Genomic DNA, 22,179 nt, shown 5'->3' on the forward strand with positions numbered 1-22,179 from the left:
TATCTAAAGTAAAATGGTTAACCACACACTAAAACTCAACACACTTAATACTGTAGATAAAACTACCGCACTGGCTAGGGTATCTTGGTGTTGTTTTATTTGGCATGCAATTAAATAGGCATTAACGCCTAATGGTGATGCACTTAATAGCACCAGTACTTTTAACAGTGACTCATTAAGTGTAAATACGTGTGTGCCTAGCAATAATACCAAGGCAGGTAATATGACTAATTTTAATAGACTGGCAATGGCCGCTGCTTGCCAGTTATCGCTAATTTTATAAAAAGCTAAGTTAGCGCCCAATACAAATAACGCACAAGCAATAGCTGGTTCGGCTAAAAGCGCTAAGCCCTTAGTTAAGTCAGCAAATAAAGTAATCCCTGCCAAATTAACCAATAAACCAGTGCTAATACTTAACACCACTGGATTGAGTAGCATATTTTTGGAAAATGCTGACCAGGAAAACACATGACTAGCGCTGTTTGCACTAATTAAAAAAGTAAGGGTGAACAATAATGCGCTATGAAAGGTAATGATCATAAAAATAATGCCCATCATTTGCTCGCCTAATGCTGCAATAATAATAGGTAACCCCACCAATACAGTATTGGAATAGCTACTGCCAAGAGCAAACACGCTATGGCGTTCGTATTGAAGTTTTTTAGAGAGAATGTAGCGGTCAATAATTAGGGCAAAAAGGTAAATTAAAATAACCGGAATGTAAAAACTTAAAAAGCCATTTAAGCTGACACTGGTTTGTAAGTCTGCTTTGGCCATATTTAAAAATAAAAAGCTCGGCACACTAATATAAAAAGTAAACTTACTTAATCCCGCTATATGGATACGCTCTAAAAAGCCACTGCGGCTAGCAATGTAGCCACATAGCACAATAAATATAAGCGGGAATATAATCGAAAATATATGCACTAAAAGGCTCTTGTTGATTAGCGTCTAAACTCATCACTTTGCGGTAAATTAATTAATATCAGTACCGCACCTTTACCGCCATATTCGAGCGGTGCTTGATGCATAGCAATAACATCGGGGTGTTGCACTAAGTATTGCGGCACTTTATGCCTGAGGATATGGCCGCCAATTCCGTGTACAACACAGGCGCAGTAATAATGCTTTTTTTTACACTCATGAATAAGCCCTGCGAGTTCATCTTTGGCTACTTCTTTATTTAAGCCATGCAGGTCTAGAGTTAAATCAGGTATAAAATCCCCTCGACGAAGTTGTTTCGCTAAAAAACGATCCTGACCCTGTTGCACATAATTAACAGTACCGTTAGTGTCTATATCTGGCACATATTCATCAGAAAAGAAAAATTCTGATTGTTGTTGCTTTTTTTGCTGGGCAAATTGCTTCGCTTGTGACACTTTAGGTTTATTACTAAAACGGTGAGTGTCTTGTTTGAACACGCGCGCACCGCTGATACTTTGACGAAACAAGTCAATGTCATCAGGACTAATTAGGCTGTTTGAGTGGGGATCTTTTTTCATAGCGGCAGTCTAAACAAAAAAGTGGTAAAAATCGAGTAAAAAGGTGTGATACCCAAGTAGCTTTGAGGTGCATAGTGCAGCGCCAATAAGGTTAATTTAAAAGCGATTTATACTGCGTTATTGATTTGAACAACAGAGTGACTATTACACTTGCAATCAATGCCTTGTTTAAATTACCTTTAATTCTAACTGTCACTCGCACCTAGAGGTGGCTTGGGTATACAATAGGGCAATCATGGGGCCCATAGTTGTGCCTCGATTGAGTTTATTTTTTGAAAGTAGCAGGCAGATAATACTGATGAGTGAATTACTAATAGAAGAAGCAACCCTGGATGAAGCTGTTGCAGAACTTTCAACCTTACATGATTGGCTTCGTTGGACGACAAGTCAATTTGCAAGTAGCGGTATTTTCTTTGGTCATGGCACCGATAACGCATGGGATGAAGCGGTAAGTTTGTTATTACCAGCACTTAGCTTGCCAATTGATGCACCCAAAGAGCTGATGCATGCCCGTTTAACTAGCACTGAAAAAAACCGTTTAGCAGGCTTAATTGCCGAGCGCATTAACGATTTTACCCCAGTTCCATACCTGACCAACATTGCATGGTTTGCCAATATGCCATTTTATGTGGATGAACGTGTATTAATTCCTCGCTCGCCTTTTGCTGAGCTTATTAATAATCGTTTTACACCTTGGCTAGAGCAGCCAGAGTCAGTAGGGCGTATTTTAGATTTATGTACGGGATCGGGTTGTATTGCGATTGCATTGGCACAAGCATTCGAAAATGCGCAAGTTGATGCGGTTGATATATCCTATGAAGCGCTTGAAGTGGCTGATATCAATATCACCGATTACCAACTAAGTGAGCGCGTATTACCGATCCAGTCTGACGTATTCAGTGGTGTGCCTGGGCAAAAATACGACTTAATCGTAGCAAACCCACCGTACGTTGATGCTGAAGATATGGCTGATTTACCACGTGAATTCCATCACGAGCCAGAGCTTGGGTTAGCATCGGGTCACGATGGCCTTGATGTAACACGTACTATTTTAGATCAAGCTAGTGAGCATCTAACAGATAACGGTTTGTTATTTGTCGAAGTAGGTAACTCTATGGTACATATGGATGCACTGTATCCAGGCGCACCATTTGAATGGATTGAGTTTGAACAAGGCGGATTAGGGGTGTTTGTTATTAGCAAGCAACAACTAGATGCCTACTTTGCACAGTAATTATTAATACTAGCCATTCATCCCAAATGGCTGGGTAACACTATAGCCGAGATAATTCTCGGCTATAAGTCATTAGGAATGAGGAAAGTTAATGGCAGGTAATAGCATAGGGCAGTTATTTAAAGTGTCCACCTTTGGCGAAAGCCACGGCGTTGCATTAGGCGGCGTTGTGGATGGCACGCCAGCAGGCCTTGAGATAACAGAGGCCGACATACAACACGATTTAGATAGACGAAAACCAGGGCAAAGCCGCTATACCACGCAGCGCCGTGAGAGCGACCAAATTAAAATTTTAGCGGGTGTTTTTGAAGGTAAAACCACCGGTACCAGCATTGGTTTATTAATTGAAAATACCGATCAACGTTCACAAGATTATGGCAAAATTAAAGACGTGTTTCGTCCAGGTCACGGTGACTATACCTACTGGCATAAGTACGGCCTGCGCGATTACCGTGGTGGTGGCCGCTCATCTGCGCGTGAAACCGCTATTCGAGTTGCCGCAGGCGCCATTGCTAAAAAGTATTTAAAACAGTTTCATGGTATTGAAGTTAAAGCATGCTTGAGCCAATTAGGGCCAATAAAAGCCGAAAACTACGATTGGGACGAAGTGGAAAATAACTTGTTTTTCTTCCCAGACGTTAGCAAGCTTGAAGCGCTTGACGAATATATGCGTGACCTTAAAAAACAAGGTGACTCGGTTGGCGCTAAAGTAAAAGTAGTAGCTAAAAATGTGCCTGTTGGCTTAGGTGAGCCAGTATTTGATAGGCTAGATGCCGAACTTGCACATTCATTAATGAGTATTAATGCTGTTAAAGGCGTTGAAATTGGTGATGGCTTTGATGTAGTCGAGCAAAAAGGCTCAGAACATCGTGATGAGTTAACCCCTGATGGGTTTACCTCAAATCATGCCGGCGGCGTGCTTGCAGGTATTTCAACGGGGCAAGATATAATCGCATCAATTGCGCTTAAACCGACATCGAGCATTACTATTCCCGGTAATAGTATTAACACGGAAAATGAAGCGGTTGAAATGATCACCAAAGGTCGTCACGATCCTTGTGTAGGCATTCGTGCTATTCCGATTGCTGAGGCAATGATGGCTATTACTTTAATGGATCATTTACTTCGTCAACGCGGTCAAAACCCACATGTACACCACGAACATGGGCCAATTAAAGGCGCTATTTAAGCGCCTTTAATTATAATAAATGCGGCTGATATTTGATGCCGCACTTACATAACTGACTATACTTAAATACGGTCAATGGCTTGTTTCGCAACCATATAGAGTTTTTTAATCATTAAACCTAACACCCAACGGATAAATTGAGTTGTGAGCTCTACTACCTCGTATGACGCTTTACCTACAAAAGCAAGCATATGGCCAATTAAACCCTTTAACTCTTCTGTAAGCTCTACAAACTTAACCACAGATTCATGTAAGCATCGCGCTAAAATATCATAAAAAGTTAACCCAACGCTAAGACCTGCTTGTGCAGAAATAAAGGCGTATTGGCCAGTTTTCTTTAAAAAGGTAATTAAGCCATCGGTAATAATTCGCTGCCATCTAAGTGAGAATGTCACGTTATAGCGCAGAGCATATTTTAAAACTGTATGATTATAGTGAAGAGTTTTTAGTGAGCTTTCCATGCTTCCATAATCTTTGTGTGCAGCTACAGTATTAACATAACCGGGTGTGTTTTCTTCCATAGAGTGTGCACCAATATTAAAAAACGATCCTTCATTCATCGCCGTTTGGTATTCGCTTGAGGTATGACTAAATGGCCAAGCTGGTACGCAGGGTACAGGATCTGCACCGTGCGTTACACGGTACTGACCAACATTGTGTGCAGCTGAATGCACCGAATGATTTAGCACTACCCTTGGCGCACCAAACGTATATAAATTGGTGGGAATACCTTGATCACTTGCCCATATTGCTGATAGTTGGGCAATCGCACCACCTAAACTATGGCCAACAAGGTGCAAACATTTAGGCTTATGCTGTTTGACATAACTTGCAAACATCGGCTTCATGCTGGTAAAGGCTTTTTCAAAGCCAGAGTGCACTTCTAAGTTTTTAGGGCCATGGGTAATTGCTACGTTTAAGTTTGTTAGCCAATCAGCGCAGGAAGTAAAAACGGTACCACGAATGCCAATAATATGGTGGCCTTCAAATTGTTGTGATGCACCTTCTGCAGTTAAAGCGAAACCTGTAGTGCGGTTTAGAAGTTGATTGATTAAGCCACCACTAACACCTTTAATTTGGTTGTTGGTGATTTTAAAATCTCTATCAAAACTTTGTCCTAATTCTTTTGTAAATGACGTAGATGTTCTTATATCATAAACTCTAGCCGCTATAGTGGCAGCTATATTTGGGGGTAATATTGCTTGGACTTTTTCCATGTCAATCTTCCTTCTATCTTTCAGTTAAATCTGTTAAGTCGTAGTTATTTATCTGGTACTCTTTACCACCTTTTAAAAGTTTATAAGGTAAAAAGTCTTCTTCCCATCGGCAAATACTTTGTGCTACATAGTTACGGTGTATATTCTTTTGATTTCTAAATTCAAATACAACGTGAGGATTAGTTATTTCACAATTTAAAAGTGATAGTTTTTTACTATACTCAGGGACTTCATCAATACCTGACTGAGTTGCAATCCAAAGGGGGATTAAGGTGTCATTATTTTCAATAAATATTTCTTGCGAAACACGGTTTTCAACTATTAGCTTATTTGGTATTGAGGAAAGGATCGTTTTTTTGGGAAAGTGAAAACGTCCATTTTGATCTGTGCTTGCAGTATCTCGGTGGACTTTTTCATCTATGTAGATTAATGATCGTATTATTTCTAAGTTGGCAATTGGTGTGCCATTCTCTGTAACAACCCCATTGACTTCAGGGCTTAAAAATACTTCTTTCTTCTTTTTGAACCAGCTAAACATATCTTCTCCTTGACTAATGGCTGGAAAAATAATCACACAAACAAGAATTAATAAGATAATGAATCGAGGGCTATAGCTAGATTTATTCATAGGCAATCCTTGCATATTTTTATTGAACTCTAATTGAGAATAAAACACATGTAAAGTGAAATGCCCTCTTTTTAACCTCTCAGAGAGCCTGTAATTTGAGTAACCAGATTTAGCAGTTGCTTGATTAAACCGCCACTAACGTCTTTTATTTGTTTGTTGGTGACTTTAAAGTTTTCAATAAAATCTATTTCAAACTCTCTTTTATAACTGTTACTTTTTCTTATATTAAATACTCTTGCCGCAACGCTCGCAGCTGTGCTAGGTGCCAACTTATTATTCATAACTCAACCTCCTTCTCTGTAAAAAGCTCTGTAATCTTATTGAAATCTCCATCATGTATTTTGTACTTTATCTCTCCGTTCTCTATTATATGTGTTGGTATATAGTCATCTTCCCATCTACAAATACTGGAGGCTATCCTATTTAAATGCTCATTATTGTAATTTTTGAATTCAAACCTGACTAATTTATTTGTTATTTCGCAATTTATGAATGCTAATCTGTTGGTATATTCAGGTATTTCTTTAATTCCAGACTGATTAGCACTCCAGAGCTCAATTTTATTATCATCATTTAGGATAAATATTTCTTGGGAAATACGGTTTTCAACGATAAGTTTATTCGGAATCGAGGGAAAATTGTTTTTTTGGGAAAATGAAAGCGCTCATTTTGATCTGTGTTAGCAGTATCTCGGTGGACTTTTTCATCTATGTAGATTAATGAGCGAATGATTTCTAAGTTGGCAACCGGTGTACCATTGTCTGTAACAACACCATTGACTTCAGGGCTTAGAAATACTTCTTTTTTCTTTTTGAACCAGCTAAACATATCTCCTCCTTGACTAATGACTGGGAAAATAATCAAATATGCAATAATAAACAAAATAGTGAATTGAGAGCTGTAACTAGATTTATTTATAGGCAATCCTTGCATATTATTGGACTTTAAAGATGAGAGTACACTATTTAAAATGAATCTACAGTAAGCTTTTATATAGCCTCGAACTTTGATACTTTTAGTGTAAAGTATTGCGTTTAGTATATACAGGCTATACATCTTTATTGCCGCTCAATAATTTAAATGTGCTCAGCGCACCTAAAAATAAGAGAGCTGTTAGTATGCAAAAAAACAATCAAGCTTCCATCTCACAAACTGAATATAAAGCCACCATAAAACGACTCGAAGAGTTTAGCCGCTTTACCGATAGCAGCATTGGTATTCCGTTTACTAAATTTAAATTTGGTGTAGAGTCGCTGATTGGGCTTTTACCTGTGATAGGTGATTTAGCAGGGCTTATTTTATCTGGCTATGTACTAATTGAAGCGCAGCGCTTAGGTGTTAGCAAGCGAGTAAAAAGCCGTATTATTATAAATATGTTGATTGATTTTGTTGGCGGGCTCATTCCATTTTTTGGAGATATTTTTGATGCCATGTTTAAAGCAAATACGCGTAACACCCGCATACTTAAAAAACATTTAACAGATAAGCTAACTACAAACCCATAAACCATTTAAGTTAATAAGTGTGTAATTAGCCCTGTTATTAACTATTTATTTGGCATCAAAAAAGTACTTAGCGAGTATTTCTTTTTGTTGACCAAATTGATCAGACACTCCAATTCCAATCCCAATTATTTCCCCTTGTGCCTGCGGCGGCTCAGCGTGCAGCGCTTTTTGTACTAACGCTAATGCAGGATTTTTCTCATTTGCAAGTAGGGTTAAATGCGGCTGAAAATTTTGAAATACATTAGGGCTGCCATAACGTTCAAAAGCCACAAGTTTATTAGGGTAATGCTTTACCCAACTTGGCACTGGTGCTTGATGATCGCGAAGCGGCTCAAGCTTGAGAGTAACCTCATCTGCCAATCGTTGTAATTGATATGATTTTTCTAAGTTTATAAATGCCCAATTACTTGGTGATACACTAAATCCATTGGCTTTTATCTCAAACGACTGATGTTCTTTTACAATGCGCTCAACCATTTGCTTAATTTCGTTTTGTGCTTCAAGTGGGTAATCCGTTAAATACAAGGTGGCATGCACGGGTAACCCTTGTTGGTAAAACGTAGTAATTTGGTGCGTAGCCAATTCATCGCTGGTGTTAGCGACTAGCTCAACAATAGGCTTAGAAGGAATAGCAAATACGTTAATACTTATGCTTTTTGCATAACTGCTGGCAGAAGTAGCCAAGAGTGTTAAAAAAGTAAAAGAGATAAATAGCCACGATAAAGAGCTGTGTTGTTTAACCATAAGAGTGAGTCAATTCAGGTTTTTGGTTGGCATATGGTAAGCGCAATTAAGTGATCAGTAAATAAGTGCATAAAGTTTTATATTTTTGATTTTGTGACTAATATTACTTTAGCTCCATACGGATTATGGATATTGTTTCTAGCAGTATTCAACTCTCTGTATTTATTGCTCTTAAAAGTGCTTCAAGGAAAGTTCAATGATATTTAAAGCGTTAAATAAGTTAAAAAGAACAGTGCGCTTTTCTATTCGTTTAACGGTTGTGGCGGTATTTGTATTGGCAACGTCCATTACCGCCATTATAGCCACTAGCTTACAGTATTACTTCAGCGAAAAAATGGCACTAGAGTCTAACTTGTTGCATTTCAATATGACCACGCAATCTGTTGCTGATTACCTATCACGCATCAATGAAAAATCTGAAAATACTTTAAATATGATGGTTAAAAATACTTCACTAGTAGGTAATAACTTTTCAGATAAAACAGAGCTGCGTAATGTATTGAGCGAAATAATGGAATTAAACCCTGTGTTTTACGCATTTTCTATGGGCTATAGCAATGGAGACTTTTATGAAATTATCAATCTTGGGAGTGGTAAAATAGTCAGAGAGCGTTTAAATACGGTTGATAATGACCGGTGGGTTGTGATTCATATTAAAGCCGAAAAAGGGCAAAGGGTAGAACACAGGTACTACTTTGATGCTGATTTTAACTTAAGAGAACAAACCAATAAACCGACGTTTTTTGATCCTCGAGAGCAAACGTGGTTTAAACAAGCAAATTCAGAGCAGGTGAATAAAACTAAACCTTACTTACTCTCGCATTTACAAACTTCAGGTCAAACCTACTCGATTAAAACCAAAGGCGAAGACCATGTGTTAGCTCTTGGAGTTATGGTCGATAATATTTCTAATTACTTAATAACACAACAGCAGCAGTTAGGTATGCATAACTCTGCGCAGTTATTTATATATAATCGCGAAGGAGAGATTGTTGCTTCAAATCAGAAAGATAAGGTTGATAAAAACAAAAGCTTGAAACAATTAACGCTAAGCGAGCAACAGCAAAAAGTAATTGCACAATACCCGACTATTACAGTATCAAACGAAACAAATTGGGCCCCTATGGACTTTAGTGTTAGTGGTACGCCCAATGGCTACAGTATTGAATATATCAATGCGATTGCGCAGCTACTGGGTATTAAGATAAATTATGTTAATGGACTTAGTTGGCAAGAGTTACTTAATTTATTTAAAAATAATCAGATAGATGTACTTCATCCTGTAGTTAATACCACAACGAATAATACCTTAGGTATGCTTAGTACACCCATGGTAAATTTGCCTTTGAGTATTGTTAACCATCAGAGCAACCCACCAATCACCCACATACAGCAACTTGCTGGTAAGTCAGTTGCAGTGGGTGAGGGCTGGTCAATTGTAAAAACATTGCAAGCGCAATTTCCAGAAATTAACTTAGTAGAGGTTCCCAATACAAAAGCGTTGTTAACGCATGTAGCCAATGGTGATACCTATGCGGGAATAGACAGCAAGGCGGTATTACAATATATCCAACAACAATTTTTTATTGATGGGGTTCAGTATAATCAACTAGATGAAGAAAGTGCCGCGCTTTTTTCAAATGACTATCACTTATTATTTCATAACCAAGACGCTCAATTAAAAGCCTTGTTTGACTATGCAGCCACGCAACTGCCTATGCAATTTAAACAACAACTTAGTGATAAATGGCTTAATACTAATCCAGAGAAAAAATCAAAAGTTGTGGGCACTGTCCCCTATGAGCAATTAATTACTTTATTAGACGATGATAGTAATTTCTCTAATTTAAAGTTAGTGCATATTAATGGCAAAGAACAGTATGTATTTATTAAGCCTTTATCTGACTATTTATCGCTAGCCAGTACAGGTTACTTAGCCATTATGGTTTCTAAAGAAGATGTATTGAGTTCTACACGGAAAAAAATAAAGCTTTCTCTTATCATTACTGCTGTTTGCCTTATTTTGATATTACCTGTGTCGTGGTTTTTTGCATCCCCCATTGTTGCCCCAATTAAAACGCTGGTGGGTGAAAATAATAAAATTAAAAATCGTCAGTTTAAGCAAGTCTCAACCTTAAAAAGTCATATTAAAGAAATTAATACTTTAGCCAGCTCTATGGTCGAAATGAGCAAGTCGATACAACAACATGAAGAAAGCCAAAAAGCACTCATGGCTTCGTTTGTTGAGCTTATAGCTCAAGCAATTGATGATAAGTCTCCCTACACTGCGGGACACTGCGAACGTGTCCCAGAGCTAGGTATTGAGCTTGCTAAAGCCGCTTCAGAATCAGAGTTACCTGCCTTTCAAACGTTTAAATTTAAAAGTGATGAGGAGATTGAAGAGTTTAGCTTAGCTGCTTGGTTACATGATTGCGGTAAAATAACTACTCCAGAGCACATTGTCGATAAAGGCACTAAGTTGGAAGTGATTTATAATCGTATTCATGAAGTAAGAACACGGTTTGAAGTCCTTTGGCGAGATGCCGAGCTTGATTACTACAAGTCATTGCAACAAACCCCAAAAAATCAGAGTGAGCTAGCTAAGCAGTTGGCAGCTAAACATCAACAATTACTGGACGATTTTGCCTTTATTGCACAGTGTAATATTGGCGGCGAAAAAATCACAGCAGCCTCGCTTGAGCGTTTAACCTTGCTAAGCAATGTTACTTGGGTGCGGCACTTTGACGATAAGCTAGGGCTTTCACCTGTCGAAATGTATCGCTATGCACAAACGAGTGACACGCTGCCTGCTACTGAAAAGCTACTCAGCGATAAGCCTTGGCATTTAATTCCTCATGATAAACCGATTGAATATGACGAGCGTTTAGGAATAAAAATTGCTCCGTGTAAATATAAATATAATTTAGGGGAGCTTTATAATTTACAAACTTCTAGAGGCACCCTTACCGCAGAAGATAGGTTTAAAATTAATGAGCATATTATAAGTACCATACGTATGCTCGATACATTACCATTTCCTAAAGAGTTGGAGCGTGTCCCGCGTTTTGCCTCTACTCACCATGAAACATTAAAAGGAACTGGCTATCCTCGTAAACTAAGTGCCGATGATTTATCGATACCTGAACGGGTGCTGGTACTTGCTGACATTTTTGAAGCATTAACTGCAGCCGACAGGCCCTATAAAAAGGCAAAAACACTCAGTGAGTCCATTGGTATATTAGCTAAAATGGTGGCCGATCATCATGTTGATAAAGCCGTATTTGAATTATTTTTAAGTTCAGGTATTTATCTTGATTATGCTAAGCGCTATCTCAATGCTGAACAAATAGATGAAGTAGATGTTTCTAAATATATAACCTAGGGCCAAAGCGTTAAAATTAAACCGCTTAGCGCTAACAATGTTTTTAATCACTTGTTTTTTACTTTGTAGATAAAAGTACGTACAATTCGCTTCGTTTTTAGTGTGCTTTATACTAATTTCATCTGTCTTTAAAGCATCGGGTTCAAACGAGTATACGAAGTATTTATGCACCAAGTAGCTGATCTGATTTCTATTTTCGAACACACTTTTTACCAAAGCTATAACACGCGTTTGGTAAAAGGTGAGCATGAGCCTATTTACATTCCCGCAAATGATACAACCCCGCATCATCAAATTGTGTTTGCCCATGGTTTTTATGCTAGTGCATTGCATGAAATAGCTCATTGGTTAGTGGCAGGTTCTCAGCGCCGTTTAAGTGAAGACTATGGTTATTGGTATTGCCCTGATGGGCGCGATGCTACACAGCAAGCGGAATTTGAATCAGTAGAGGTAAAACCTCAAGCAATAGAGTGGGCATTGAGTGTGGCTGCCGGGTTTGATTTTAACGTATCGGTAGATAATTTAAATGGTGAGCAAACTTGTCGATTTGCGTTTCAGTCTCGCGTTCATGCAAAGTTATTAGAGTTATTGCAAAACGGGTTTAACCCAAGAACAACCTTACTATTAAAAGCACTATGTAAATTTTATAACACCACGTGGCCATTACATGCTGCGCAGTTTACATGGCGTTCTCCCGAGGAGTTAAAAGATGCAGTTTAAGTTAGGATTGATTGTAAATCCGGTCGCAGGGCTCGGTGGTACTGTGGCGCTTAAGGGCAGTGACGGTGAAGATACCGCAGCTAAAGCCATTGCATTAGGTGCAGAGCCTAAGTCAAATAGCCGCACTAAAGCTGCACTTGAAGTGCTTGTACCTCATCAATCAAACATTACTATTTATACTGTTAATGATGAAATGGGGGAGCAAACAGCAAAAGCGCTGGGCTTTAATACGCAAGTGGTTTATCAAAGTAACTCACCCACAACCAGTGACGATACCGAAGCTGCAGCTCGTTTATTACAGCAACAAGGTGTTGATTTAATCTTATTTGCTGGTGGCGACGGAACGGCGCGCAACATTTGCCATGCTGTAGAAGACTCGGTACCCGTGTTGGGCATTCCAGCAGGGTGTAAAATTCACTCAGGAGTATATGCCATTACGCCAAAAGCCGCAGGCCGTGTAGTTGAAATGCTGGTAAAAGGTGAGCTGGTAACATTAAGCGATGCTGATGTGATGGACATTGATGAAGTGGCCTTTCGCCAAGGAACAGTAAAAGCAAAACGTTATGGTGAAATGCAAGTGCCAAGTGAAGTGCGCTATGTACAAGCGGTTAAAAATGGCGGTAAAGAAACCGACGAGCTGGTGCTAGCAGATATAGCTGCTTATGTCGTTAGTGAAATGGATGCCGATATCCTCTATGTCATGGGTAGTGGCTCTACCGTTGGCGCAGTGATGGAAGAGATGGGGCTTGAAAACACCTTACTCGGTGTTGATCTCGTTGAAGATCAAGCCTTAGTAGGCCAAGACCTAACAGCCCAGCAACTTCTTGAACTTACCAAAGAACGTGAAACAAAGTTAGTGATCACCCTAATTGGCGGCCAAGGGCATATTTTTGGTCGAGGCAATCAACAACTCAGCCCTGCGTTAATTAAAGCGATAGGCCGCGATAATATTATTGTGGTGGCTACTAAAACAAAATTACAGGCTTTAAATGGCCGACCGCTGATTTGCGATACCGGTGATAGCAAATTAGATGATGAATTAAGCGGTTATATACGTGTAACCAGTGGGTTTAACGACCATATTATGTATGCAGTAGGTCATCAAGATGGGCTGCACCCAGAGGAGAAGTAACACATGAGTTTAGTAAATTACATAGATGCTGCGCAGCAATATTTTGATGATTTAGTGATAAAAGCAACCGATGACGAGTTATTTGCCGGCGGTTATTTACGCGGCCACTTTGATTTAGCCGTAGGTTATGCACAAGTTGAAGAATTAAATCTAGAAATTGCAGAACTAAACGACACGGTTGAAAAAAGCTTAGTAAAAGCTTATCGCAATGGCGAACTTAATGAAGATGATAAAGCACTCGTAGTAAGAATATGGGATGAAGTAAAAGCACTCGCATAAGCTTTTTTTATTCATTAAAAATAGCGCGGCTACTGAGCCGCGTTTTTTTGTGCCTAAAAAAGAACTTGTTTATTCAGTTAAAATTTACCTCATTCCTTAGATACGCTAAAGTAGCACAGTCTAAATTCTAGGGAACAAGTGAAATGAATAACAATAATGATGCGACAATGCCAACTGGCATAGTTGCGCGATTTTTAAATTTTGTTGAGCGGGTAGGTAATAAGCTTCCTGATCCAGCAATTATCTTTTTGTTTGCCATGTTATTAATCTGGTTTTTGTCTTGGTGGTTTTCAAGCGTCACATTTGATGCAATAGACCCTCGTACTGGCGAAGCCATTATCATTAATAACATGCTTGCCAGCGATTCGTTGGCCACTTTTTTATCTTCTATGGTAAAAACTTTCACCGGTTTTGCGCCACTGGGTGTAGTACTGGTTGCTATGCTAGGTGTAGGCGTTGCAGAGCATTCGGGCTTTATTAATACCGGCCTTAAATTAATGCTCAAAGTAACGCCTAGAAAATTACTAACACCCTCAATTATTTTGGTAGCTATTGTGAGCCATACGGCTACCGATGCAGGGTATGTGCTGGTTATTCCACTTGCTGGGGTAATATTTTTTGCAGCAGGTCGTCATCCGCTTGCCGGTATTGCAGCGGCATTTGCAGGGGTAAGTGGTGGTTTTGGTGCTAACTTTATTCCATCTGGAATTGACCCATTACTGCAAAGCTTTACGCAAAGTGCAGCACAAATTATTAATCCAACAATGAGCATTAACCCGCTTAATAACTGGGGCTTTGCTTCAGCATCAAGCTTATTTATTGTGATGTTAGGTTGGTATATCACCGATAAAATTATTGAACCACGTTTAAAAAATTCACCAGTTGATGGCGAAACTCAAGACCTACCAGCATTTGAAGATGCCCGTAGTGACGAAAAGCGCGCCTTTCTTATTGCCAGTAGCGTAATGATTGCAGGTATTGCATTATTAGCTTATGTATCTGCACCCGCTGATTCAGCTATGCGCAGCAGCGATGGCTCGTTAACAAACTTTAGTTCACCATTAATGCAATCAATAGTGCCGCTAATCTTCTTATTATTTTGGATCCCAGGCGCAGTATATGGTTTTACCGTAGGCACCTTTAAAAGCTCTAAAGACATGATAGACGCGATGAGCAAAGCCATGAATGGTATGGCGTATTACATTGTTATGGCATTCTTTTGTTCATTATTTATTGCTGCATTTAGTAAATCAAACCTAGGTGCTTTACTGGCAATTGAAGGGGCTCAAGTATTAAAAGCAATGGAGTTACCGAGCTCTGTAACGGTAGTAGGGATTATTTTCCTAACTGGTTTTGTAAACTTGTTTGTTGGTTCAAGCTCGGCTAAGTGGGCACTATTAGGTCCGGTATTTGTACCTATGCTAATGCAGCTCGGTATTTCGCCAGACTTAACGCAAGCAGCGTACCGTGTGGGAGATTCTAGCTCTAATATTATCACCCCGCTAATGCCATACTTCCCGCTGGTGGTGGTGTACTGTCAAAAATACGTTAAAGGCACAGGCATAGGTACGCTTATCGCGATGATGCTACCGTATTCAATCGCCTTTATGATCGGTTGGAGTATCTTCTTGCTAGGCTACTGGGCACTCGGTATCCCATTAGGACTTGATGCCAGCTACGTGTATCCCGCAGTGGCGCCTTAACTTATATCTTGATTCATAAACCTCACTCACTCGAGTGAGGTTTATATAAAAGTGCTGTAATATTCAAAGCAATTCTAAGTTACCTTTCTAAATCTCTCACTATATAGCCAAACAAACTAGCCTCACCAAAAATATAAACATAATCGTTTTTGTTATTCATTATTGTAGACTTATCGTCGTACCACCTAAAATCATGAGTTTCGTTTGTTTTAGGATCTTTAAAATATAAACGAGTACAATTATCTTCATAATCAGAACCACACTTTTGTACATCAGTTAGGATATATTCCTTATACCAATAGTCGCCTTGCGTGTAGTAAGCCCATAATTTAATGGGGGCAGAGAATAAAAAATAGAGACTTGCATAGATTAACAAAGGGATTAATGGGTACGCGAATATTAATGATAATTTCGTTTTTGTATCTGAAAAACTATATTTAAGATGCTCTCTGTATTTACTGCAGCGTCTATATTTATTGAATACAAGTATATTTAAATAGATGAATGATGCGCCACAAATAATAGGGAATGCTATAAAGAAAATAACGTCGTATATTTCATTTGTGATAAATGGTGGATCTGTAAAGTCCATTAAAATAGGAATAATGATACATAATAAAATAGGTAACATTATTACTACAAAGAGTAAGTTGTCGTAATTTCTTTTCAATTTTTAATTCGTCCGTGAATTATAGCCTTTGCTTAGTTTACATAAATTTTATTGTTTTAAAAATCAAAGAAAACATGTTTATACACATTAAGTAATCTGAGTTATTGGATAATAAAGCTATCTCAAGCAGCTTTTTCAACGCTAATTGCGTTGAATTTACTTACAATGGCTAGTAATTGACGCGTAATTTCGCCTTGTTTTCACTGCAATCTCTGGTTAGAGAAAACAAACAAAATATTTTTAATTCAATATTTTAGTTAAGTACCTAATACTGGCTAGCGGCTTCAAGTTACGGAATTTAAGCTGACCTGATACCTGAATTCTAGACACAAAAAAACCTTGGCACTTTCATGCCAAGGTTTTTTACTAAAGAGTCGTTGCTTACTTAGCGGTAAAGCTAACTGGGCGACGTTCTTTACGAGGGCCGCTACGCTTATCAGGGCGTTGACCATCTTTATTAAAGCTACGCTTCTTGTCACCAGCAGGGCGTTCAGAACGCTCGCCGCGTGGCTCAGAAGGGCCTTGATCTTGTGTTAATGTCATACCCATTGGGCGTTTACAAATAAACACTTTTTGGAAGTGATCAAGTACATCTTTAGGCATGTTTTGCGGTAATTGTACCGTACTGTGACTGTCGTGAAGACGAATGTCACCAATAAACTTGCTTGAAATGTCTGCTTCGTTAGCAATTGCACCAACAATGTTCTTAACCTGAACACCATGCTCACGACCTACTTCGATACGGTACGTATCCATAGGACCTGCATCACGGCTATTACGCTCGCGAGGTTTACGCTCAGCGCGCTCACCGCCACGTTCGTTACGACGACCACGGTCACCACGATCATTACGGTCGTTGCGAGGGTTGCGTTCGTTACGTTCACGCGGTTGAATCTTAACTTCTTCAACTTTAATTGGTGATTGTTGCTGTGCTAAACACAGTAATGCACCCGCTAAGTCTTCAGGAGCAAGCTCAAGTTTTTGTGCCATGTTGGCAGCCACTTCGTTGAAGAAAGTAATATCTTTGTTTTCAAGTGCAAGCGTAAGCTTTTCTTGAAGCGCATTGATACGTTTCTCTTCAACAACTTTAGCTGTTGGTAATTCAACTTGTGCGATTTCAGATTTAGTATGACGAATGATATTTTTAAGTAAATAACGCTCGTTATGTTTAACGAAAAGAATTGCTTTACCAGTACGACCAGCACGACCTGTACGGCCGATACGGTGAACGTAGGCTTCAGAATCTTGTGGAATGTCGTAGTTGATAACTAAGCTTAAACGGTCTACATCAAGACCACGTGCCGCTACGTCTGTTGCAATAACAACGTTGAGCATGCCGCTTTTTAAACGATCAACTGTGCGCTCACGCGCTTGCTGGTTCATGTCACCGTTAAGTGGAGCAGCAGAGAAACCTTCGCGCTCTAATAACTCAGCTAGTTGAACTGTATCGTTACGTGTACGTACGAAAACAATAGCACCTTCATATTGTTCTGCTTCTAAGAAACGAACAATGGCTTTGTTTTTATGTACGTGTGCATTCCAAAACACTTGCTCTACTGACGATACAGTTGAGTTGCGTGCAGAAATATGAACCTGTTCAGGATTGTTCATATATTTGCTGCTGATGTTTTGAATTTGCTTAGGCATAGTCGCAGAGAAAAGACATGTTTGCTTTTCACGCGGCGTCTTTTCCATGATGTTTTCAACATCATCGATAAAGCCCATACGTAGCATTTCATCGGCTTCATCAAGTACAAGTGCTTGTAAAGCATCAAACTTGATAGTGCCACGGTTTATGTGATCGATTAAACGACCCGGTGTAGCAACAATAATCTGTGCGCCACGACGAAGTGCGCTCAACTGGATGCTGTAGCTCTGGCCACCATATAGTGCCAGTACTTCAACACCACGAGTGTGTTTTGCATATTGTTCAAATGCCTCAGCTACTTGGATCGCAAGCTCACGGGTTGGTGTGAGTACAAGGATCTGTGGCTGTTTCACAGACGGGTCAATATTATTTAGTAATGGCAGTGCAAATGCTGCTGTTTTACCTGTACCCGTTTGTGCTAGTCCCAGTACGTCCTTTCTTTCTAGCAATAACGGTATACATTGAGCTTGGATTTCAGATGGTGTCTTGTAACCCAACTCTTCAACTGCCTTTAAAATTGCAGGAGAAAGATTTAGAGATTCAAACGTGACTGGTTCTGACATTAATACGCCTCAACGAATTTAAAGAGGCGCGCATTGTATAGGAAATACGAGGCAAATGCTTGTATAAATTACAACTAATTTATATGTGGTTGATGTTGGTCGAAATTTAACCAGCTCAAGTTGTGCGTTAATTAAGCTGGTTAACAATATACCTACAAATTTACTGGTAAAGGCCTAGGTTTTCTTTGGCATAGGCTTCAAATTCTGTAAAACCACCAATGTGTGTTTGGTCTACAAAAATTTGTGGCACAGTCGGGCATGGTTTGCCTGCAGATTTCTCTAAATCTTCTTTACTGATACCTTCTTTGATGATGTCGATGTAGCGGTATTTAAAATCATCGCGGTCATTAGCAAGTTGCTCTGCAACATCTTTAGCGCGAACACAAAAAGGGCAGCCTTCACGGCCAAAAATTACTGTTAACATAACGCTCTCCTCAAATTAATTGATCCTAGTGTAACTAATTTCATTATTTATTACAGTGCAAAAAAACGATTATTGTGTTCGCTTTTTTTAGGGTCTGTAAAAAAAATAAAAAATATTTTATAAAAAAATCTTGAAATAAAATTGTCCGCCCATAAATAGTTATTTGAGGACGCCTGATGGGTCTTCATTTAAACAGAACTATTTGAAAATTATATTATTAATTAATTTTTGCCGTTACTTGTTCAAACGAAAAGTGGCAGCAATATATCGCTTAAATATGAGGATATTATTATGCGTACAGTAGATTTATCACCCCTATACCGTTCATTCATTGGTTTCGATCACTTAGCATCATTAATGGATGCCGCTGCACGAACTGACAAGCAGCCAAGTTTTCCTCCATACAACATCGAAGCACTTGATAAAGACAAATACCGTATCACTATGGCAGTTGCTGGATTTAGTGAAGACGAGTTAAGCCTGCAATCTGAAAACAACACGTTAGTTGTATCAGGCACTAAAGCAGGTAAAGATCAAAACGATGAACGTAAATTCATTCATCAAGGCATTGCCGAGCGCAACTTTGAGCGTAAGTTCCAGTTAGGTGACCACGTTAAAGTACTTGGCGCAGACCTAGCTAACGGCTTACTAAGCATCGACCTTGAACGTGAGATCCCAGAAGCGCTGAAGCCACGTAAAATTGAAATTGGCTCAGGCAATATGCTAGAAAGTAAATAGCTTAGATAGCACACGTATTTTCCCTGTGAAAAGCCGCCATTTGGCGGCTTTTTGCGTTGTTAGTCTTTTAAATCTATTTGCATTTGTTTTAAAGCGTTAATTTTATCTATTGCAACTTGTAGTTGTTCTTGTGAAAGCTTTTTTTGTCGGCCTTTAGCAAGTAAGTCTTCAAGTTTTAATATTTTGGCTTTTGCAGCAACAACAAAACGTTGTTCGAGCTGTCTTTGCTGTTCAAGGTGGAAATCTTGATATGCCTGGTGATTATTTAGATCACCATTGTACTGAGCCACTGGCTGAGTATTTTTTACTATGTTGGGTAAATAGGCCACAGAGGTTATTGTTGGTAAGGGCTGAGAGCTAGTATTACTAGTTGCAACCGTTTTCAATTGCGTGCTTTCCAACTCTTGAGTCATGTCAGCAGCAGTAAGTTCAAGGGACGTTATTTGCTTGACACTTTTAGCTTGGTTAAGACCATCAATATTCTCTATTGTTGGTTTGCTAGTATAATGAGTGAAAAGTGTGTAAATACCAACACAAGCTAAAGCAATGACAGAAACGAAATTTTTTTTACTCATAAAATTACTCTCGTCTTATTTTGCCACTTGAGCCAGTTATTTTCATACTGTTGTGCCGCTTTTTGTTTTGCGATGGCCTTTGTTGCTTGGTATCGAACGGTTTCATCTTCTGGCGAAAAGTAATCAAACTGATGCTCATAACTGTGTATCACCACCCATTCACCTCTAGGTGTACGTATAACAGCAGAAATGGTGTTTTCTTTAGTTGTGAACGCAAGTTGTACAACCCAACTACTTTTGTTTTTGCGATTTAATTCACTATTGTATTGAGCATATATATCTTGTTTTCCTGATATTACTAATGCTTGTTTAAGTGATTTGTTATCCGCCAACGTGCGAAAGTCTACAGCATTGGTTCGACTAGCAAATTGGGCTCCGTGGGCTTTCACTTGGCTTAAAAATTTAAACTGCGATTTATTTGCTTGATAAAACGCTTTAATTTCGCTTTTGTTTACTTGTTTCTCTAGCTTTTCAAGAACGGGGCTCTGCATGTGCATCATTGTATTTATGCCTAGCCAGCTTTGAATGGAGGGTCGCAAAATATCTCCTTTAGCTATTTCATACAGATGTTCAATATCAATATTCTGCTTTGCCAAAATCGGTTTGGCTTTTAAAAGCGCTATATTGAATTGCCGTTTTTTTATTAATTCACTTTTGAATAGTTCACTATCTCCTCTATGGAGTTTAAAACGTACCTGCATTGATAGTGTATCGATAAATTCATATAAATTAATAGAGTTATACAAAATAGGGGTTAAATCGATCTGCTGCATTTTTTTAATCAAGCTTTGCACATATTGACCATTTTTAGGGTACGGCCCTAATGTGTGTTTAAGCCATTGGCTATCATAAGTGTCAAGCTTTACCTGACTTGACTGTGCCTTTATAGCTAATTGCGAATCGAACAGATTTTTTAAGTAACGTTCAACATGGTATTGAGTGCTAAAACCAACGGCAGATTGTCGTTTTATTATTGCAGGTGTTTTTAGCGCTGCTTGTTGTAACAAAAACTGATTCTCATACAGACGAGTTCTAACTTCATTGATTGTAATTTCAGGTTTGTGCTTTAAATAAGCACGATGCATAAAGTTAACTTCATCACTACTGTATTGTGTAAATGAGGCCATTACTAGGGAGTGGTAAAAAGCCCCTAGTAATGTAATCACTAAAATAGCCATTTTTTTCATTAGCGAGCAACCATGGCGTGGTTTAATAAGTGCACCACCATTGCTATTGCATGGGGCACTACTTGCTTAGCTATATTAAGGCGATCAAAATGATCTTCTGAGTTGAGTACAATCCCACCTTGTGCATAAGAAAATGAACCGCCTTGAGTTAATAATGGGCGAACATCTTGGCTATTTTTATCTAAAGGCGAGAACGTTTGCATTGCTTGAGTAACGAGTGATAAATCGTTGAGCTGCTCTTGATCATAGTAATCTTTTACCCAACTTTCCCAGCTAGAGTGGTTAAGGTCTGATGTGGTCCATGTGTGGTGAGGTTGTAATAAATCAGTAGTATGAAATACAAACCCTAACACTTGAGGATTTCCGCTTTGTAAGTAACTTTGATACCAATATTGGCCTAAATTATCGATAGGTTGAAATGGCATTTCTTCAAAGTCATCGTACATAGAATAGGTTGAGTTGCTATCGATTCTGTAGTGAGATTCTGTTACACCATAACTGTTATATTTTGAAGAGTCGGCATTGAACCAACCTGTTTCCCCCCCTTTACCATCATCAAGATAGTCACCTTTAAGCCAAGCAGATGCAAGATTATCAATAGTGCCCCAAACGGTGAGCTTCTCATAATTATAACCACCAAAATCGTTTCCATGTTGGTCTGCACCTTGGGTATGATTTTGAAAATGCCAATAGCTTGTATATTTAACTATACTTTGCGCTGCTCCCCATACTGGCGCTTGAACACATGAACCTGTAATAGCACCACAGAAAAAGGTGTCTTCAAAGTCATCTACGTCATAAGCAGCTTGTCCCAGCAGCTCGGCTAATTCAGAGATTGTCAGATTGTTTTGTGCAGCGTACTGACGTAGGGCAGCATATTCGGTGCTGGCTGGGTGTTGCTGCATATAATTTACGGCATCTAGAACAATACGTTTGTGAGTTTCTTGACTAAAAGCTTGAGCTTGGCTTGTACCGAGTAATAAAAGTGTCGCTGCAATTAATTGTTTTTTCATTTTATTCTCATCATAGTTTGGAGTAAGAGGTGCTATTAAAAAATAAGCTCATTACACTGACATGACAAATAAATTAAACATTTAATTAACAATATTACCTGATTTTGGTACTTTAATATTAACTAT

22 protein-coding genes are annotated in these 22,179 nt (G+C 38.9%); 9 read left to right on the forward strand and 13 right to left on the reverse strand.

The window, feature by feature from the left end; genetic code table 11:
* Positions 1 to 3: 3 nt before the first annotated feature.
* Entirely contained in the window at positions 4 to 927 is a 924-nt protein-coding gene (locus tag CWB77_RS03980) for an AEC family transporter (RefSeq protein ID WP_138606239.1), read from the reverse strand.
* A gap of 17 nt (positions 928 to 944) precedes the next feature.
* Positions 945 to 1,502, reverse strand: a complete 558-nt coding sequence (gene smrB / locus CWB77_RS03985) for an endonuclease SmrB (protein ID WP_138606237.1) — start codon at positions 1,500 to 1,502, stop codon at positions 945 to 947.
* A gap of 298 nt (positions 1,503 to 1,800) precedes the next feature.
* On the opposite strand from smrB, the gene prmB reads away from it, so the two are divergent.
* A complete protein-coding gene (prmB, locus tag CWB77_RS03990; RefSeq protein WP_076918988.1) occupies positions 1,801 to 2,736 on the forward strand; it encodes a 50S ribosomal protein L3 N(5)-glutamine methyltransferase in 936 nt (311 codons plus the stop codon).
* 91 nt (positions 2,737 to 2,827) lie between these two features.
* Positions 2,828 to 3,925, forward strand: coding sequence for a chorismate synthase (aroC, locus tag CWB77_RS03995; RefSeq protein WP_138621474.1), 1,098 nt, complete (start codon positions 2,828 to 2,830; stop codon positions 3,923 to 3,925).
* A gap of 62 nt (positions 3,926 to 3,987) precedes the next feature.
* Here aroC and CWB77_RS04000 read toward each other — a convergent pair whose 3' ends face one another.
* From CWB77_RS04000 to CWB77_RS18580, 5 genes are all read right to left on the reverse strand, one after another.
* A complete protein-coding gene (locus CWB77_RS04000; protein WP_138621476.1) occupies positions 3,988 to 5,142 on the reverse strand; it encodes a lipase family protein in 1,155 nt (384 codons plus the stop codon).
* A gap of 13 nt (positions 5,143 to 5,155) precedes the next feature.
* On the reverse strand, positions 5,156 to 5,770 hold the full coding sequence (locus CWB77_RS04005) for a DUF6795 domain-containing protein (protein ID WP_055011736.1): 615 nt from the start codon (positions 5,768 to 5,770) through the stop codon (positions 5,156 to 5,158).
* A gap of 71 nt (positions 5,771 to 5,841) precedes the next feature.
* Positions 5,842 to 6,051: a hypothetical protein gene (locus CWB77_RS04010; RefSeq protein WP_138621478.1), complete on the reverse strand. Its 210-nt coding sequence runs from the start codon at positions 6,049 to 6,051 to the stop codon at positions 5,842 to 5,844.
* On the reverse strand, positions 6,048 to 6,398 hold the full coding sequence (locus tag CWB77_RS18775) for a DUF6795 domain-containing protein (RefSeq protein ID WP_308200103.1): 351 nt from the start codon (positions 6,396 to 6,398) through the stop codon (positions 6,048 to 6,050). The genes CWB77_RS04010 and CWB77_RS18775 overlap by 4 nt, the downstream gene beginning before the upstream one ends.
* The gene (locus CWB77_RS18580; protein WP_248527719.1) at positions 6,344 to 6,598 is read right to left on the reverse strand and encodes a DUF6795 domain-containing protein; all 255 of its coding nucleotides are present in this window, start codon (positions 6,596 to 6,598) and stop codon (positions 6,344 to 6,346) included. The genes CWB77_RS18775 and CWB77_RS18580 overlap by 55 nt, the downstream gene beginning before the upstream one ends.
* A gap of 290 nt (positions 6,599 to 6,888) precedes the next feature.
* On the opposite strand from CWB77_RS18580, the gene CWB77_RS04020 reads away from it, so the two are divergent.
* On the forward strand, positions 6,889 to 7,275 hold the full coding sequence (locus CWB77_RS04020) for a DUF4112 domain-containing protein (protein ID WP_010391373.1): 387 nt from the start codon (positions 6,889 to 6,891) through the stop codon (positions 7,273 to 7,275).
* Positions 7,276 to 7,320: 45 nt separating this feature from the next.
* On the opposite strand, the gene CWB77_RS04025 is transcribed toward CWB77_RS04020, so the two are convergent.
* On the reverse strand, positions 7,321 to 8,019 hold the full coding sequence (locus CWB77_RS04025; RefSeq protein WP_054202143.1) for a 2'-5' RNA ligase family protein: 699 nt from the start codon (positions 8,017 to 8,019) through the stop codon (positions 7,321 to 7,323).
* A 196-nt stretch (positions 8,020 to 8,215) separates the two neighbouring features.
* Between CWB77_RS04025 and CWB77_RS04030 the strand changes: the two genes are divergently transcribed.
* The 5 genes from CWB77_RS04030 (at position 8,216) to CWB77_RS04050 (ending at position 15,235) form a co-directional block, all read left to right on the forward strand.
* The gene (locus CWB77_RS04030) at positions 8,216 to 11,401 is read left to right on the forward strand and encodes an HD domain-containing phosphohydrolase (protein WP_138621480.1); all 3,186 of its coding nucleotides are present in this window, start codon (positions 8,216 to 8,218) and stop codon (positions 11,399 to 11,401) included.
* A gap of 165 nt (positions 11,402 to 11,566) precedes the next feature.
* Positions 11,567 to 12,121, forward strand: coding sequence for an elongation factor P hydroxylase (locus CWB77_RS04035; protein WP_054202145.1), 555 nt, complete (start codon positions 11,567 to 11,569; stop codon positions 12,119 to 12,121).
* On the forward strand, positions 12,111 to 13,253 hold the full coding sequence (locus CWB77_RS04040) for an ATP-NAD kinase family protein (RefSeq protein ID WP_109875528.1): 1,143 nt from the start codon (positions 12,111 to 12,113) through the stop codon (positions 13,251 to 13,253). Before CWB77_RS04035 ends, CWB77_RS04040 begins: the two co-directional genes overlap by 11 nt.
* A 3-nt stretch (positions 13,254 to 13,256) precedes the next feature.
* Positions 13,257 to 13,532: a YfcL family protein gene (locus tag CWB77_RS04045; protein WP_010391380.1), complete on the forward strand. Its 276-nt coding sequence runs from the start codon at positions 13,257 to 13,259 to the stop codon at positions 13,530 to 13,532.
* 143 nt (positions 13,533 to 13,675) lie between these two features.
* Entirely contained in the window at positions 13,676 to 15,235 is a 1,560-nt protein-coding gene (locus tag CWB77_RS04050; RefSeq protein WP_010391381.1) for an AbgT family transporter, read from the forward strand.
* A 1,051-nt stretch (positions 15,236 to 16,286) separates the two neighbouring features.
* On the opposite strand, the gene CWB77_RS04060 is transcribed toward CWB77_RS04050, so the two are convergent.
* Positions 16,287 to 18,116, reverse strand: a complete 1,830-nt coding sequence (locus CWB77_RS04060; protein ID WP_054202149.1) for a DEAD/DEAH box helicase — start codon at positions 18,114 to 18,116, stop codon at positions 16,287 to 16,289.
* A 160-nt stretch (positions 18,117 to 18,276) separates the two neighbouring features.
* Positions 18,277 to 18,540, reverse strand: coding sequence for a GrxA family glutaredoxin (locus CWB77_RS04065; RefSeq protein ID WP_008114535.1), 264 nt, complete (start codon positions 18,538 to 18,540; stop codon positions 18,277 to 18,279).
* A 291-nt stretch (positions 18,541 to 18,831) separates the two neighbouring features.
* Between CWB77_RS04065 and CWB77_RS04070 the strand changes: the two genes are divergently transcribed.
* On the forward strand, positions 18,832 to 19,278 hold the full coding sequence (locus CWB77_RS04070) for an Hsp20 family protein (protein WP_010391385.1): 447 nt from the start codon (positions 18,832 to 18,834) through the stop codon (positions 19,276 to 19,278).
* A 59-nt stretch (positions 19,279 to 19,337) separates the two neighbouring features.
* Here CWB77_RS04070 and CWB77_RS04075 read toward each other — a convergent pair whose 3' ends face one another.
* Genes CWB77_RS04075 through CWB77_RS04085 form a run of 3 tightly spaced genes read right to left on the reverse strand, consistent with a single transcriptional unit; the run spans position 19,338 to position 22,053 of the window.
* Entirely contained in the window at positions 19,338 to 19,853 is a 516-nt protein-coding gene (locus tag CWB77_RS04075) for a hypothetical protein (RefSeq protein WP_138621482.1), read from the reverse strand.
* Positions 19,850 to 21,040: a peptidylprolyl isomerase gene (locus CWB77_RS04080; RefSeq protein ID WP_138621484.1), complete on the reverse strand. Its 1,191-nt coding sequence runs from the start codon at positions 21,038 to 21,040 to the stop codon at positions 19,850 to 19,852. Before CWB77_RS04080 ends, CWB77_RS04075 begins: the two co-directional genes overlap by 4 nt.
* Complete coding sequence (locus tag CWB77_RS04085) at positions 21,040 to 22,053, reverse strand: phospholipase C/P1 nuclease family protein (protein ID WP_010391390.1); 1,014 nt, start codon at positions 22,051 to 22,053, stop codon at positions 21,040 to 21,042. Before CWB77_RS04085 ends, CWB77_RS04080 begins: the two co-directional genes overlap by 1 nt.
* Positions 22,054 to 22,179: the final 126 nt, after the last annotated feature.

This window comes from Pseudoalteromonas sp. S1610 (genome assembly GCF_005887465.1).
Taxonomy (GTDB): Bacteria; Pseudomonadota; Gammaproteobacteria; order Enterobacterales; family Alteromonadaceae; genus Pseudoalteromonas; species Pseudoalteromonas undina.

Excerpts from the sequence above, each read along its gene's own strand:
- smrB (WP_138606237.1), bottom strand. The coding sequence starts at position 1,502 with ATGAAAAAAGATCCCCACTCAAACAGCCTAATTAGTCCTGATGACATT.
- prmB (WP_076918988.1), top strand. The coding sequence starts at position 1,801 with ATGAGTGAATTACTAATAGAAGAAGCAACCCTGGATGAAGCTGTTGCA.
- aroC (WP_138621474.1), top strand. The coding sequence starts at position 2,828 with ATGGCAGGTAATAGCATAGGGCAGTTATTTAAAGTGTCCACCTTTGGC.
- CWB77_RS04000 (WP_138621476.1), bottom strand. The coding sequence starts at position 5,142 with ATGGAAAAAGTCCAAGCAATATTACCCCCAAATATAGCTGCCACTATA.
- CWB77_RS04005 (WP_055011736.1), bottom strand. The coding sequence starts at position 5,770 with ATGAATAAATCTAGCTATAGCCCTCGATTCATTATCTTATTAATTCTT.
- CWB77_RS04010 (WP_138621478.1), bottom strand. The coding sequence starts at position 6,051 with ATGAATAATAAGTTGGCACCTAGCACAGCTGCGAGCGTTGCGGCAAGA.
- CWB77_RS18580 (WP_248527719.1), bottom strand. The coding sequence starts at position 6,598 with ATGTTTAGCTGGTTCAAAAAGAAAAAAGAAGTATTTCTAAGCCCTGAA.
- CWB77_RS04020 (WP_010391373.1), top strand. The coding sequence starts at position 6,889 with ATGCAAAAAAACAATCAAGCTTCCATCTCACAAACTGAATATAAAGCC.
- CWB77_RS04025 (WP_054202143.1), bottom strand. The coding sequence starts at position 8,019 with ATGGTTAAACAACACAGCTCTTTATCGTGGCTATTTATCTCTTTTACT.
- CWB77_RS04030 (WP_138621480.1), top strand. The coding sequence starts at position 8,216 with ATGATATTTAAAGCGTTAAATAAGTTAAAAAGAACAGTGCGCTTTTCT.
- CWB77_RS04035 (WP_054202145.1), top strand. The coding sequence starts at position 11,567 with ATGCACCAAGTAGCTGATCTGATTTCTATTTTCGAACACACTTTTTAC.
- CWB77_RS04040 (WP_109875528.1), top strand. The coding sequence starts at position 12,111 with ATGCAGTTTAAGTTAGGATTGATTGTAAATCCGGTCGCAGGGCTCGGT.
- CWB77_RS04045 (WP_010391380.1), top strand. The coding sequence starts at position 13,257 with ATGAGTTTAGTAAATTACATAGATGCTGCGCAGCAATATTTTGATGAT.
- CWB77_RS04050 (WP_010391381.1), top strand. The coding sequence starts at position 13,676 with ATGAATAACAATAATGATGCGACAATGCCAACTGGCATAGTTGCGCGA.
- CWB77_RS04060 (WP_054202149.1), bottom strand. The coding sequence starts at position 18,116 with ATGTCAGAACCAGTCACGTTTGAATCTCTAAATCTTTCTCCTGCAATT.
- CWB77_RS04065 (WP_008114535.1), bottom strand. The coding sequence starts at position 18,540 with ATGTTAACAGTAATTTTTGGCCGTGAAGGCTGCCCTTTTTGTGTTCGC.
- CWB77_RS04070 (WP_010391385.1), top strand. The coding sequence starts at position 18,832 with ATGCGTACAGTAGATTTATCACCCCTATACCGTTCATTCATTGGTTTC.
- CWB77_RS04075 (WP_138621482.1), bottom strand. The coding sequence starts at position 19,853 with ATGAGTAAAAAAAATTTCGTTTCTGTCATTGCTTTAGCTTGTGTTGGT.
- CWB77_RS04080 (WP_138621484.1), bottom strand. The coding sequence starts at position 21,040 with ATGAAAAAAATGGCTATTTTAGTGATTACATTACTAGGGGCTTTTTAC.
- CWB77_RS04085 (WP_010391390.1), bottom strand. The coding sequence starts at position 22,053 with ATGAAAAAACAATTAATTGCAGCGACACTTTTATTACTCGGTACAAGC.